This is a genomic window from Ruegeria sp. CDSB117, from assembly GCF_059611005.1.
Map to the genome: position 1 here is coordinate 24679 of NZ_JBXWOS010000015.1, position 13008 is coordinate 37686.

General features: G+C 57.1%; 13 protein-coding genes and 1 tRNA gene. 8 read left to right on the forward strand and 6 right to left on the reverse strand.

Features of this window, described 5'->3' with window-relative positions; genetic code table 11:
• Positions 1-289: 289 nt before the first annotated feature.
• On the forward strand, positions 290-2023 hold the full coding sequence (locus AC2FJC_RS15880) for an amidohydrolase (RefSeq protein WP_496740227.1): 1734 nt from the start codon (positions 290-292) through the stop codon (positions 2021-2023).
• A gap of 580 nt (positions 2024-2603) precedes the next feature.
• On the opposite strand, the gene AC2FJC_RS15885 is transcribed toward AC2FJC_RS15880, so the two are convergent.
• Together AC2FJC_RS15885 and AC2FJC_RS15890 are read right to left on the reverse strand one after the other, a co-directional pair.
• Positions 2604-2679: transfer RNA gene (locus tag AC2FJC_RS15885), tRNA-Ala, on the reverse strand.
• Positions 2680-2821: 142 nt separating this feature from the next.
• Entirely contained in the window at positions 2822-3148 is a 327-nt protein-coding gene (locus tag AC2FJC_RS15890; RefSeq protein ID WP_496740228.1) for a TIGR02300 family protein, read from the reverse strand.
• A 100-nt stretch (positions 3149-3248) separates the two neighbouring features.
• Here AC2FJC_RS15890 and AC2FJC_RS15895 point away from each other — a divergent pair, with 100 nt between their 5' ends.
• From AC2FJC_RS15895 to AC2FJC_RS15905, 3 genes are all read left to right on the forward strand, one after another.
• A complete protein-coding gene (locus tag AC2FJC_RS15895) occupies positions 3249-3944 on the forward strand; it encodes a M48 family metallopeptidase (protein WP_496740229.1) in 696 nt (231 codons plus the stop codon).
• A gap of 30 nt (positions 3945-3974) precedes the next feature.
• On the forward strand, positions 3975-4622 hold the full coding sequence (locus AC2FJC_RS15900; protein ID WP_496740230.1) for a GntR family transcriptional regulator: 648 nt from the start codon (positions 3975-3977) through the stop codon (positions 4620-4622).
• Positions 4623-4733: 111 nt separating this feature from the next.
• Positions 4734-5861, forward strand: a complete 1128-nt coding sequence (locus AC2FJC_RS15905) for a lytic murein transglycosylase (RefSeq protein WP_496740231.1) — start codon at positions 4734-4736, stop codon at positions 5859-5861.
• 4 nt (positions 5862-5865) lie between these two features.
• Here the strand turns inward: AC2FJC_RS15905 and AC2FJC_RS15910 are convergent, their stop codons facing one another.
• The 3 genes from AC2FJC_RS15910 to AC2FJC_RS15920 all read right to left on the reverse strand — a co-directional run bounded on the left by AC2FJC_RS15910 (position 5866) and on the right by AC2FJC_RS15920 (position 8446).
• The gene (locus tag AC2FJC_RS15910) at positions 5866-6828 is read right to left on the reverse strand and encodes an acetyl-CoA carboxylase carboxyltransferase subunit alpha (RefSeq protein ID WP_108861352.1); all 963 of its coding nucleotides are present in this window, start codon (positions 6826-6828) and stop codon (positions 5866-5868) included.
• Between the two features lie 101 nt (positions 6829-6929).
• Positions 6930-7613 (reverse strand): hypothetical protein, encoded by a 684-nt coding sequence (locus AC2FJC_RS15915; RefSeq protein WP_496740232.1) that lies wholly within the window; start codon positions 7611-7613, stop codon positions 6930-6932.
• Between the two features lie 236 nt (positions 7614-7849).
• Entirely contained in the window at positions 7850-8446 is a 597-nt protein-coding gene (locus AC2FJC_RS15920; protein ID WP_496740233.1) for a LysE family translocator, read from the reverse strand.
• 73 nt (positions 8447-8519) lie between these two features.
• Between AC2FJC_RS15920 and AC2FJC_RS15925 the strand changes: the two genes are divergently transcribed.
• Positions 8520-8972, forward strand: coding sequence for an Lrp/AsnC family transcriptional regulator (locus tag AC2FJC_RS15925; protein ID WP_058273360.1), 453 nt, complete (start codon positions 8520-8522; stop codon positions 8970-8972).
• A gap of 115 nt (positions 8973-9087) precedes the next feature.
• On the forward strand, positions 9088-9663 hold the full coding sequence (locus tag AC2FJC_RS15930; RefSeq protein ID WP_496740234.1) for a PA14 domain-containing protein: 576 nt from the start codon (positions 9088-9090) through the stop codon (positions 9661-9663).
• A 41-nt stretch (positions 9664-9704) separates the two neighbouring features.
• On the opposite strand, the gene AC2FJC_RS15935 is transcribed toward AC2FJC_RS15930, so the two are convergent.
• Positions 9705-10664, reverse strand: a complete 960-nt coding sequence (locus tag AC2FJC_RS15935) for an L-malyl-CoA/beta-methylmalyl-CoA lyase (RefSeq protein WP_496740235.1) — start codon at positions 10662-10664, stop codon at positions 9705-9707.
• Between the two features lie 295 nt (positions 10665-10959).
• Here AC2FJC_RS15935 and dgcN point away from each other — a divergent pair, with 295 nt between their 5' ends.
• The gene (dgcN, locus tag AC2FJC_RS15940; protein ID WP_058279014.1) at positions 10960-11961 is read left to right on the forward strand and encodes an N-acetyltransferase DgcN; all 1002 of its coding nucleotides are present in this window, start codon (positions 10960-10962) and stop codon (positions 11959-11961) included.
• Positions 11962-12035: 74 nt separating this feature from the next.
• Entirely contained in the window at positions 12036-13001 is a 966-nt protein-coding gene (dgcA, locus tag AC2FJC_RS15945; RefSeq protein ID WP_496740236.1) for an N-acetyl-D-Glu racemase DgcA, read from the forward strand.
• The last annotated feature ends 7 nt before the right edge of the window (positions 13002-13008 follow it).

Here is a 13008-nt window from a genome sequence, read left to right on the forward strand (position 1 = left end):
AAGCGATCAACGAAGCATTCAGCGAAGAGGCCTGACCCGCAAGGGTTGCCCTGGCAATAAAGCCAAGCATTGCACATAACACCGGCGCATTTCGAAAACCCGAAGATCCCAACACAATATTCAGCTGGCGCAAGGCAGCGTGAGCGTCCGGTGTGTCAAGCGCTTTTTGATGCATTCAGATATCCTTTTAAGCTCATCCCTGTTGAACAGTTGGGTGTTAGTAACATCCCATGGAAACCTTCGCCTGCATAGGGTGGCTAAGCATGGGTGGTGTTTAGGGGAGTGAGAAATGCGAAAATTGGGCGCGCAGTTGATTGTCGTTTGTGGAATGGTTGGCTCGGCCCACGCACAGACCGCAGACACAATCTATACAAACGGAAGCATCTATACAGTCGACGAAGCCCAGCCATGGGCGGAAGCTGTCGCAATCAAAGACGGCAAGTTCTTGACCGTCGGTTCGATCGATGACGTTTCCGCAATGGCGGGAGACAACACTGAGGTGATTGACCTCAAGGGCGCGTTTGCGATGCCTGGGCTGATCGACGTACATAACCATGCCATGGGGGCGTCGATGGGCAAGGCGAACCTGTACATCCAGAATCCAAATGATGAACTGGCCATCATTTCTGAGATCCAGGAATATGCCGAGGCCAACCCGGACCTGCCGTTCTTGCGAGGCGAGGCCTGGAACCTTGGTGTTTTCCCAAAAAACAGCCCCCGCAAGGAACTGCTGGACGCCATCGATTCAGAAAGACCGATGTACTTCTACAGTCAGTCTGGTCACGATGCCTGGGTGAACTCCAAGACACTAGAGTTGATCGGCATCACCGCAGACAGCGAACAGGACAACAAATTCATCTGGGACGTCGACCCGGACACGGGCGAACCGACCGGAACAATTCGCGAATACGCAATGTCCCTAGTCGAACAAGCCCTGCCAGCGACCGCAGCCGAGCGGATCGCCACGCCATTGCAAGAGACTCTAGAAGCTTTCGTCGAGCAAGGGTTCACATCGATCAAACTGGCCGAGGGCGAAGTCGGCTGGGTCAAGGCAGCCAACTATCTCGACACCGAGGACCGTCTCAGCATCCGTCTGTTCCCAAGCTGGTTTCATAGGGCGCACAATGGTGCCATGACACCTGACGAGGTTTTTGAGGTGGTTCAGAAATGGCAAGATTTCGAAACACCGCATGTCTACCCGCGCTACGTCAAGATGTATGCCGATGGAAGTTCCGGCAGCTACTCTACCTTTCTGATCAACGATTATTCTGATCGTCCCGGCGAGCGCGGCTCGCTCAGTTTTCCCTACGAAATCTATGCGGACGAAATCATCAAGTTCAACGAGTTCGGACTCGGCGTGATGGTCCACGTCTTTGGAGACCAGACCAGCATCGAGATGGCGAAACTGTTCGAAGACGTGCGTGCCAAGAACGGCGACAACGGGGTGCCGTTGCATTTCTCGCACTCGTTCATGACACGGCCCGAGGAAATCGAGCGGCTTTCGAAGATATCCGATGTTTGCATGGATTTCATGACGCTTCAGTATCCGCATCCGGCTATTCGCGACTACTTTGTCAACGGTATTGGTGAGGATCGATACCAGAATTGGCTGAATGCGCGCTCTGCGGTCGAGTCCGGCATCTCTTTTGGGTTCGGTAGCGACTGGCCGTCAGCACTTGAATCTGAGCTTAACGGTTTCTTCCAGATGCAAGGCTTCGTGATGCGCAGCGAACCAGGCTATCCCGAAAGTGGTACCCTCAATCTTGATCAGGCGATCACGCTGGAACAGGCTGTCCGGGGCTTCACCCGGGGCGGTGCGGAATGTCTCGGGTTTGAATGGCCTGACAAGCTTGGGTCCATCGAGCCGGGCAAGCTGGCGGATTTCATCGTGCTGGATCGCAACATCTTTGAAATCGCCATTGAGACATTGAAGGATACGCAGGTCGACATGACCGTTATGGGTGGCGAAGTGCGTTTTGACCGGCTTAAGGAAAACACGAATGCTCTTAAGGGGCGTTACTGAAAAGGTCGTCATCATTGTGAGAAAACGGGTTCTCTAAGTTCCCGTTCTTTCGCATTGAAGAGTGCCGGAGTTTATGCCTCACTAAGCTATTTGCCTCTAGGGAAGCTAGAGAAAAACACCTCAAACCAGTCATTCACCACATTCGTCACCGAGATCCGCAATGGGCCGGAAGCGACATTTGCCCGCGAGTTGTCCAAAGTCGGCTCCGTCCGCATTGCGGATAATCATCGGAATGGATCGGGTGTCTGCGTGGACTTCAAAGCGGTCTTTCGTGCTAAGTGCACCAAATGGCCAAGCAGCTGATGTACTCTCGGCGTAACGAGTTTGTAGCTGCGCGGGGGTGGCCATATCTCACCTGACCTGGCAGTCAAAATGTCCAGATACCCCGCGCTTGGTGTGCGTGGGGTATAAACAAAATTGCGCCGCGTCCGGGTGAGGCCGGGGGGTGGGGTGCGACATTCCGACTCGGTTGGGCCTCGGGCATACGACGCTGGAAGCCTCGGCAAGCGGCGTGAATTTAGGGTTAGAATAGGGGCAGGCGCGCAATGACGCGAAATAGTTCAATAAAATCAATGGATTTTGGTGGAGCCTAGGGGAGTCGAACCCCTGACCTCTTGCATGCCATGCAAGCGCTCTCCCAACTGAGCTAAGGCCCCATCATGGTACCGCGGCTGCGGTGGGCGGACATTTATGAGACAGTGACATTGAGTGCAAGTCCAAAAATGGAGTTTGCGGAAAAGTTTCTGTCTTGCATCCGAGGATCGTCTGAGGCGGCGCAGGGGCCGCCCCGGACAGGTTTTAGCTGTCGTCTTCCGACGGCATGTCGGTAATCTCTTCCAGCGAAACGTCATCGTTGCTGTCTTCATCATCGTCCAACAGATCATCGTCCAGTTCGACGTCGACATTTTCGTCATCGTCCAGAACCAGATCTTCTTCTGAAGCATTTTCGCGTGCTTTTGCCGATGCGGCATCTTCCGCATCTGCGGCGATCATCCGGCTCTTGCCGGTTTCAAGCTCCACGATCTCGCCGGTGTAGGGGCTGACGATCGGGTTCTTATTCAGGTCGTAAAATCGCTTACCGGTCGTCGGGCAAACGCGCTTTACACCCCATTCTTCCTTGGGCATTTCAGATCCCCTTGATATCAGGTGAGTCGTAGTAATGATTCAGGTCACGTGCCACATGCAGCGGGCACTGTCAAAGCCTTTGAGCAGGAGAAACAGGCACATGGGGGATCACGCATTGCCCGGAAAACCGCCGGTGCCGCTAACGCTGCGCAAATCAGCCAGGGCGCGGCGTATCAGCCTGCGGATTTCTCAATTGGATGGGCGGGTTACACTAACCTACCCTAAAGGTGTGGCTGAAGCCGAGGCGCTGAATTTCGCCAAGGTCAAGGAAGACTGGATCCGTCAGCATCTTGAGGACCGACCCAACCCATCAGCCGTAGGATTCGGACAATCAATCCCTATAGAAGGCAAAGATAGGCGAATCGTACTGGCAGAGGGCCGACGCGTTCTGCTGCGGGACGCAGAGGTTGCAGTCCCCAAAGGGGCCGAAGCCCGGCGATTGGCACGGTTCCTAAAGGAACTGGCGCGGGATCGCCTGACCGAGGCTTGCGACGATTATGCGGCTATGCTGGGCCGTCCTTATTCCAGCCTGACCTTGCGCGATACGCGGTCTCGTTGGGGATCGTGCAGTTCCGCTGGTGGTCTGATGTTTTCGTGGCGCCTGATCCTCGCGCCATCGGACATCCTTCATTATGTCGCCGCACATGAGGTTGCGCATCTGGACGAAATGAACCATTCCCCCGCGTTCTGGGCGCAGGTCGAGCGTCTGTTTGGTGACTGCAAAGCCCAAAGGCTCTGGCTGCGCGACAACGGGGCGCAGCTTCATCAGTACAGATTTGATGGCGCGACGAGTTGACCGCGCGGCAATTTGTGATCACATGGGGTTATGTTAAGCGCTCGCCAAACCGACACCCAACCTGCAGCTCATGATCTGGTCTATCGAGCCCTGCGCTCGCGTATCATGCACGGCGACATAGCGCCCGGGCAGGCGTTGACCCTGCGCGGCATCGGCAAGGAATTTGATGTCTCAATGACGCCTGCGCGTGAAGCGGTGCGGCGGCTGGTGGCCGAAGGGGCGTTGTTTCTGTCTTCTTCGGGTCGAGTGTCCACGCCCGAGCTGACCAATGACCGTATCGAAGAGCTGGCAGCCCTGCGTGCACTGCTAGAAGTCGAGCTGGCCAGCCGTGCATTGCCCCGTGCGCACATGGCGCTGATAGACCGGTTGCAGAGCATCAACATGACCGTCGCGGAAATGGTCACGAAACGGGATGCCGTCGGTTATATCCGATCAAACCTGGAATTCCATCGCACGCTGTATCTGCGCGCTCAGGCTCCGGCGATGCTGGCCATTGTGGAAACCGTGTGGCTTCAGTTGGGGCCGACGATGCGCGCGCTTTACGGGCGGTTGCGGCGGACAGAGCCGCCGCATTATCACAAGCTGATCATCGCCGCGTTGAAGGCGGGGGATGAGCCCGGATTGCGGCTGGCCGTACGTTCAGATGTGACGCAGGGGCTGCGCATGCTGGTCAGTTGAGCGGCTTGTCGCCGAAGTGATCGGGTTGCCTTTTCCAGGCACCGCAGAACTAGCTTGCGCACTTGGTCTGCGATACTCTGACCCAAATCACAACAAGAGCAGATTTCAGACATGATCAATCGACGCCTATTTTCAGTTGGACTTGGGTCAACCTTTTTGGCCGCCTGTTCGGGTGGCGCGCCAACCAGCGCCCCGGCAACGCGGATGCGGGCCGTCCCCAACGCAGGGTGGGACGCCTGGGTTGCCGGGTTCAAGTCGCGCGCGGCCTCGCAAGGCATTTCTCAGACCACCATCAACCGGGCCTTTCAGGGGGCAGGGTATCTGCCGGATGTGATCGAACGGGACCGCAATCAGGTCGAATTCAAGCGCTCACTCGAAGACTACCTGGCGATTGCTGCGTCGGATGAACGGATCGCAAACGGCAAACAGATGCTGGTACGCCATGCCGGAACCCTGTCAGCGATCGAGGCAAAATACGGCGTCGACAAAGAGGTTGTCGTGGCCGTTTGGGGCTTGGAAAGCCGGTATGGGGCCCGCCGCGGGGATGTGCCGGTGGTATCAGCGGTTTCAACCTTGGCCTATGACGGGCGTCGCGGTGCGTTTTTTGAAAAGCAATTGATAGCTGCCCTGAAGATCATTCAAGAGGGCGATACATCGCCCGCGAACATGACCGGCAGTTGGGCCGGGGCGATGGGGCACACGCAGTTCATCCCGACCTCTTATTTGGCCTACGCGGTGGATTTTACCGGTGATGGTCGTCGGGATATCTGGTCTGAGGATCCCACGGACTCTTTGGCTTCGACCGCCGCATATCTGGCGCGGGCTGGTTGGGTTCGCGGACAGCCATGGGGTGGCGAAGCAGGCACTGTTTCGGGAACACCTGTGGCGGTGTTGCAGCCGCAAACGCCGGGGCCGCGCATTGCGGTGTTCCGCAACTTTCAGGTGATAAAGCGCTATAACAATTCGGACAGTTATGCGATCGGCGTCGGGCATTTGTCGGACCGGATCGCCGGTGGCGCGCCGTTTCAGGCCTCGTTCGGGCCCGATGCGACCGGGTTGACGCTTGAGGATCGCAAAGAGCTGCAGCGCCGACTGACATCCGCCGGGTACGACACCCAGGGCGCGGATGGGGTTATCGGCAACAACACGAAATCCGCCATCAGCGCGTATCAACGCGCCAGTGGTTTGGCCGCAACAGGGGAACCTTCAGTGGCTTTATTGCGTCAGCTCGGCGGCTGACGGATTACGCCGCCAGCCCTTTCGAGCCGATATCCAGGAATTTTTGGCGGCGGTCCTTGATCAGGGCTGCCGCATCCTTGCCATCCAGCTCTTTCAGCATAGCAGCAATGGCACCTCGTACAGAGTCGACCGTTGCGGCGCGGTCGCGATGCGCGCCGCCCTTGGGTTCGGTGATGATGTGATCACAGACGCCCAGCTTTTGCAGGTCTTGAGCAGTCAGCCGTAGCGCTTCGGCGGCCTCACGCATCTTTTCCGAATCCTTCCACAGGATCGACGCACAGCCTTCAGGTGAGATTACCGAATAGACCGAATGTTCCAGCATCGCGACCCGGTTTGCCGTGGCAAACGCTACTGCGCCGCCTGAACCACCTTCGCCGATAATCACAGACACCAAAGGCACGCCGATCTTCAAACACATTTCGGTCGACCGCGCGATGGCCTCGGACTGACCGCGTTCCTCGGCACCTTTGCCCGGATATGCACCGGCCGTGTCGATCAGGGTAATGACGGGCAGACCGAAACGTCCGGCCATTTCCATCAGGCGTACGGCTTTGCGATACCCCTCGGGGCGGGCCATGCCGAAATTCCGTTCGATCCGAGATTTGGTGTCCGAGCCTTTTTCGTGCCCGATCACCATGACGGGCTGGTCGTCGAAACGGGCCAGACCCCCGATCACAGCCAGATCGTCAGCAAAGTTGCGATCACCCGCCAGCGGCGTGAACTCGGTAAACAGCTCTGCCACGTAATCCTGGCAATGGGGGCGTTCAGGGTGACGCGCGACCTGACATTTTCGCCACGGAGTGAGGTCACCGTAAAGCTCGTCCAGCAGCTTGGCAGCCTTGGCGTCCAGCGCAGCGGCTTCTTCGGCCACGTCCATCTCTTCGTTGGCACGGGCCAGCGCGCGCAGTTCCTCGGCCTTGCCTTCGATCTCGGCCAGGGGTTTTTCGAAATCCAGATACTGGGTCATGACGCCTCTCAACGCGGAAGTTCATTGCTATATGAACTTGCTGTCAGAGGAATGCAACACAAGGTAAAGCGCCCCCCGATCAAGGGCCGCGCCGGTATGGGTCACTTCACAGGTACATAGCTGGTCGGAAGGCCGTCGTCGTCAGCGTTCACCATGTAGTACTGGTTCTCGCCGCTGTCCCAGACCAGAAATGCGTCCGCGCCTTCGGGTTTGGTCTGTTCGCCCCATGGGGCCTGAATGGTCAGAGCATCGCTTTTTGCATATCCCAGATCAGACAGGCGCAGCATATCAACCGGTGTTGTCTTGAGCGCGCCAACAATGCCGGGCGCCTGATCTTCGAACATCGCCTTGACCTCAGGGGCCATGTCCAGCCGTTCGATCAGGCGCGTATTCTTGGCGGCAACACTGTCCAGCGAAACCAGCTCGTAGACCTCGTCAAACGTGCTTTTGCCGATGATGTAGAAGTCTGGGCCATCCTTGCGGAACTGCAGCGCAATGATCGAGCCGGTGTTCTCGGTCAGGTAAGCCTGATCGTAACTGGTGCCATCAACCGAACCGAGGTTTTCGCGTATCGCGTCGGGGATGGCGTCGAAGTCATCGCTGGTCAGCTGCCAACCCAGGATTGGGCGATCCTTGATATAGGCTTCAGGCGCCGGGTTATGCTGGCTGACACGTTCAGAAATCATGGTTTGTGTCTGGACGTCATTGGCCTGCGCAATAGCCGGTATTGCGGCAAGGATGGCGGCAAACAGAATTTGGCGGAGCGGGCGAGATGGATTGTTCATATCGGTCCTCATTTACCATGTTAAAAAATCTATTGGTCTCGTGAGTTACACCCCCAGTGTAACATTCTTACCTGTGTATTCCGATTTGAATTCAGCAAGATTTGTGGCTGCGGAATATGCATCCGTAGGCGGGCAAATAGAAAAGATGCTGATGACGACCCGTTATGAAGACAGCGTTCTGCGTGTTTTGGCCCACAGTCATGGGAATCAGGCTGAAGACCTGCCGCTGAAATTGCTCAGTTCGGGTATAGAACCGGGTAGAGCGAGCCGACGAGCAAAGCCGCCATTGTCCAGTTGAACACCATCAACCGGCGCGGGTTCGTCAGGATGCGCGCCATTTGCTGGCCCAGAACGGTCCATGTGCTGACTGAGGGCAGGTTGACTGCTCCGAAAACAAGGGCCACCATAATGATCGCCTGAAGGGTCTGATCAGGTGTGTAGGCGGTTGTGGCTGTCAGGGCCATGGCCCAGGCCTTTGGGTTGACCCACTGAAAGGCTGCTGCCTGCAGGAATGTCATCGGCGTGCCTGTCGTGTTTTGCCCCTTCGCCGGGGCGGCATGTGCGATTTTCCAAGCAAGGAACAGAAGATATGCAACAGAGGCGAATTTCAGCACCGTGTAGCTGATCGGATATCTGTCGAATAGCTGCACCAGCCCGGTGCCAACCAATAGCACCATGAAGCTAAACCCAAGCCCGATCCCCAACATGTGCGGGATGCTCTTGCGAAATCCGAAATTAGCCCCAGACGCCATCAGCATCAGGTTGTTGGGTCCAGGTGTAATGGACGAGACAAAAGCAAAGGCGATCAGGGCCAGAAGAATATCGTAGGTCATAAGTTGGATAATTGCTGCAAACCGAACAAATGAAATTGCGTTTTAATGCGCGATCTCGTTAATATCACAATCAATGGCGAAAATTGACCACATAAATCAGCAAATATTGCGAGAACTTTCGCAAGACGGCCGCATCAGTAATCTGGATCTGGCGGACCGGGTGGGGTTGTCTCCTTCTGCCTGCCTGCGCCGCGTGCAGGAGCTTGAGCGTTCGGGTGTAATCTCGGGCTACCGCGCAGTCCTGAACCCATCCGAGATTGGTGTCGGATTCGTCGCCTATATCGGCGTTGGGCTGGGTGAACACACCAAAGCCGCACAGGAAGGGTTCGAACGCGCCCTTCAACGTGTGCCGGAAGTGGTCGAATGCCACAATATCACGGGGACCATCGAATACCTGTTGCGCGTGGAATGCGCGGACTTACCTTCGTACAAGACATTCCACACCGAAGTTCTGGGAACACTGCCGCATGTGACGTCGATCACGTCTTATGTGGTGATGGATTCACCCAAAGATATGCGCGCCTGACGTTGGAATTGTGATCTTCAACCGGCTTGCCGGGTGAATTTTCACAGCCTAGTGTCTTCTCAAGGACCTGATCGAAGGGGAACAACCCCAACAGGCCACACACAGGGAGAAGATAATGAAATTTGTTCGCATTGGAGCGCTGATAGCAGCTGCGGCGTTTATCGCCAGTTCAGCAGTGGCCGCGCCGCTCAAATTGCAGCCCGCCAGTCCGCAACCCAATCCAAAAGCGGGATTGAATGTAAAATATGTGGGAACTGGTACACAGCGCAAAATCCGCAACCTCACTCATGCCAAGCAGTTGTTGCCTAAGGCTCAGCCGGGGCAGCCGCTGATCGGTTTGGATTATAGGGATACAAACGAGGGCGAGGATGTTTTGACATTCGACCACCACTATAACGTCGCTGCAGAAATCACCGGTTACATGCGCTTTGACTCACCGGGGGTTTACGAGTTGGAGACATGGTCAAACGATGGAATCGAAGCCTGGGTTGGCGGGCAGCAGATCGGCAAAGTCAATAGTATTCAGGGGTGTGAGGCCAATCAACGAACCGAAGTAGAGGTGCCGAAGGCGGGTTGGTATCCGCTGAAGATAATCTATTTTCAGAAGCTCGGTACATCTTGCCTGATGATGAAATCAGGAAAGAAAGGTGAGCGTTTTACGTGGACGCCTAACGACGTCTTTGGCCGTTAGGCCCAAATAAGGCGCCCCTAAGGGCGCCTTATTCAATTAGATCAGTTCGCGGCAATCAATTCGGCCTGCGCCACGATCACCTCGGCCTGTTTGATCGAGGCGATGTCGACCAGACGGCCTTTGTAAACGGTTGCGCCTTCGCCATTGGCTTTGGCCTGCTCCATCGCAGCCAGGATTTCGCGTGCCTCGGACACGGCTTCATCCGACGGGGTGAAGACCTCGTTGGCCAACGCGATCTGCTTGGGGTGAATGGCCCATTTTCCGACCATGCCCAGGGTAGCCGAACGTTTTGCCTGGGCGATGTAACCTTCGTCGTCTGAGAAGTCGCCAAAGGGTCCGTCCACGGGCAGAACGCCATGTGTCCGGCATGCAGCAACAATGGCAGCCTGCGCCCAATGCCACGGGTCGGACCAGTGTTTTTCGCCTTCGCGCAGCATGTAATAGTTTTCTTGCGTGCCGCCGATACCGGTGGTCTGCATCCCCATCGAGGCTGCAAAATCTGCTGCACCCAAGCTCATCGCTTGCATGCGCGGAGACGAGGCCGCGATCTCTTCGACATGGGCAACGCCAGCTGCGGATTCGATGATGACCTCAAAGCTGACGGGCTTTGTACGGCCCTTGGCGCGCTCGATGGCGGTGACCAGCGCGTCTACGGCGTAGACATCTGCCGCGCAGCCGACCTTGGGGATCATGATCTGATCCAGCCGGTCGCCGGCTTGTTCCAGCAGGTCCACCACATCGCGGTACCAATAGGGTGTGTCCAGTCCGTTGATGCGCACGGACATGTATTTGTTGCCCCAATCGACGGTCTTCAGCGCTTCGATCACATTTGCGCGCGCGGCGTCCTTGTCCGACGGCGCGACCGAGTCCTCAAGGTCGAGGTTGATTACGTCTGCGGCCGACGCGGCCATTTTCGGGAACAGCTTGGTGTTTGATCCCGGTCCGAACAACTGGCAACGGTTGGGGCGCGCGGGGGCGGCGGGTTGGATGCGAAAGCTCATCTGGACCTCGTGCGAGAAAGGAAATTACGATTTTCTTGCCTCATGGGGTATTAAATTGCGCAAGCCATAGCAAGCATCTTTGTGCAGGTGCGGCAATGCAATCGCAGCAATTGCCGCAATACAGGGTCAAAACAGTGATTAAAGTTTAATCGCTTTGGAAACTTGAAAGATTTGTGCGCCATTTAGGAAGAAGGCGCAAAAATTTCCCACCTGACGGGGCGTTGTCAGACGAAAACGCGAAACACTCGTGGAAATCGTCCCCTAGATTGCGCCAGAATCAAAGGAGTAAACCGCAATGATCGAGACACCGTACCTGCTGTTTTTGGGCGATGCGCCCGACCAATTGGCGGCCAAAGTTGCAATCGGCATCAAGGACTGGCGTCCTGAGAATGCCGTTGGCCAGTACCGTATGGAAGGTTGCAAGGCCGATCTGGGCCTGACCGACATGTCCCTGACCGAGGCGAAAGAAGCCGGCGCCAAGACGCTGGTTATCGGCGTTGCCAACCGTGGTGGCGTGATCAGCCAGGAATGGAAAAAGGTTCTGGTCATGGCGTTGGAGGAAGGCTTTGACCTGGCCTCTGGTCTGCACAACCTGCTATGCGACGAACCCGATCTGGTGGCTGTTGCTGAAGCCACCGGCCGCAAGCTGCACGATGTTCGCGTACCTTCGGTGGAATACCCGATTGCAAACGGCATCAAGCGCAAGGGCAAGCGCTGTCTGGCTGTTGGCACCGATTGCTCTGTCGGCAAAATGTACACGGCGATGGCGATGGATGCCGAGATGCGCGAGCGCGGCATGAAGTCGACCTTCCGCGCAACCGGTCAGACAGGCATTCTGATCACCGGGGACGGTGTGCCGCTGGATGCGGTCATTGCCGATTTCATGGCCGGTTCGGTCGAATGGCTGACGCCTGACAACGATGACGATCACTGGGATCTGATCGAAGGGCAGGGGTCGCTGTTCCACGTGTCTTATTCCGGTGTGACCATGGCGCTGATCCACGGCGGCCAGCCGGATGCGCTGATCCTGAGCCATGAGCCGACCCGCGACCATATGCGTGGTCTGCCGACCTATCAGCTGCCGACATTGGAAGCGCTGCGCGACACGGCATTGGGTCTGGCCAAGGTTGCTAATCCGGATTGTCAGGTCGTCGGTATTTCGGTCAACACCCAGCATATGTCCGAAGAGGACGCCACCGCATATCTGGCTAAGGTTGAGGCCGATATGGGCCTGCCCGCGACTGACCCGTTCCGCTTTGGTTCGGGCAAGCTGGTGGATGCGCTGGCCGCACTGTGATCTAAGCGGCGCGTCGGAGGCGAGCTTGTCCGCCTACGGCGAAAGTATTTTGAAAAAGATGAAGGAGCTGGCGCGTGCAGGTAGAAGTCTCTCGTGACGTGTTTCGGCTGGCGCAGGTCTTTACGATCTCGCGCGGGTCTCGGACCGAGGCCAAGGTGCTGACGGTTCGGATTTCTGACGGTACCCATCAGGGGTGGGGCGAATGCGTGCCCTATGCCAGGTATGATGAAACGCTGGATTCGGTCGAAGCCGAGATCGCAGCTTTGCCTGCCGAGTTTACCCGTGACAGCCTGATGGACTTTTTACCTGCCGGGGCGGCGCGGAATGCGGTTGATTGCGCCCTTTGGGACCTTGAGGCCAAACGCGCAGGAAAGCGGGCCTGGGATCTGGCCGGGCTGCCGGTTCCGGGGCCAGAAATCACAGCGTATACGCTGTCGCTGGATACGCCGGAAAAGATGCAGGCACAGGCTGGGGCCAACGCGCATCGGCCCTTGCTGAAGATCAAGCTGGGAACGCCGGATGACATGCCCCGGCTGGAAGCTGTGCGCTCAGGTGCACCAGATGCCACGATCATCGTGGACGCCAACGAAGGTTGGTCAGCTGCGGTCTATGCCGACCTTGCCCCGCATCTGATGCGTTTGGGTGTAGCTCTGGTCGAGCAGCCTTTGCCCGCCGGGGAAGATGACGCCCTGATTGGAATGGAGCGCCCCGTGCCAGTGTGTGCTGATGAGTCCTGTCATGATCGCACAAGCCTTCAGGGCCTCAAGGGCAAGTACGATGTGGTCAACATCAAACTGGATAAAACGGGCGGCCTGACCGAGGCGCTGGCCCTGCGCCAGCAGGCGCTGGCTGAAGGCTTTCGCGTGATGGTCGGCTGCATGGTTGGCAGCTCTCTGGCTATGGCACCTGCGACACTGTTGGCACAGGGTGTGATGGTGACAGACCTTGACGGGCCGCTTCTGCTGGCCGAAGACCGCGACAACCCGCTGATTTTTGATGATGCCGGAGTGCACCCGCCAAAAGCGGACCTCTGGGGCTGAGGAGACA

Excerpts from the sequence above, each read along its gene's own strand:
- AC2FJC_RS15880 (WP_496740227.1), top strand. The coding sequence starts at position 290 with ATGCGAAAATTGGGCGCGCAGTTGATTGTCGTTTGTGGAATGGTTGGC.
- AC2FJC_RS15890 (WP_496740228.1), bottom strand. The coding sequence starts at position 3,148 with ATGCCCAAGGAAGAATGGGGTGTAAAGCGCGTTTGCCCGACGACCGGT.
- AC2FJC_RS15895 (WP_496740229.1), top strand. The coding sequence starts at position 3,249 with ATGGGGGATCACGCATTGCCCGGAAAACCGCCGGTGCCGCTAACGCTG.
- AC2FJC_RS15900 (WP_496740230.1), top strand. The coding sequence starts at position 3,975 with ATGTTAAGCGCTCGCCAAACCGACACCCAACCTGCAGCTCATGATCTG.
- AC2FJC_RS15905 (WP_496740231.1), top strand. The coding sequence starts at position 4,734 with ATGATCAATCGACGCCTATTTTCAGTTGGACTTGGGTCAACCTTTTTG.
- AC2FJC_RS15910 (WP_108861352.1), bottom strand. The coding sequence starts at position 6,828 with ATGACCCAGTATCTGGATTTCGAAAAACCCCTGGCCGAGATCGAAGGC.
- AC2FJC_RS15915 (WP_496740232.1), bottom strand. The coding sequence starts at position 7,613 with ATGAACAATCCATCTCGCCCGCTCCGCCAAATTCTGTTTGCCGCCATC.
- AC2FJC_RS15920 (WP_496740233.1), bottom strand. The coding sequence starts at position 8,446 with ATGACCTACGATATTCTTCTGGCCCTGATCGCCTTTGCTTTTGTCTCG.
- AC2FJC_RS15925 (WP_058273360.1), top strand. The coding sequence starts at position 8,520 with ATGGCGAAAATTGACCACATAAATCAGCAAATATTGCGAGAACTTTCG.
- AC2FJC_RS15930 (WP_496740234.1), top strand. The coding sequence starts at position 9,088 with ATGAAATTTGTTCGCATTGGAGCGCTGATAGCAGCTGCGGCGTTTATC.
- AC2FJC_RS15935 (WP_496740235.1), bottom strand. The coding sequence starts at position 10,664 with ATGAGCTTTCGCATCCAACCCGCCGCCCCCGCGCGCCCCAACCGTTGC.
- dgcN (WP_058279014.1), top strand. The coding sequence starts at position 10,960 with ATGATCGAGACACCGTACCTGCTGTTTTTGGGCGATGCGCCCGACCAA.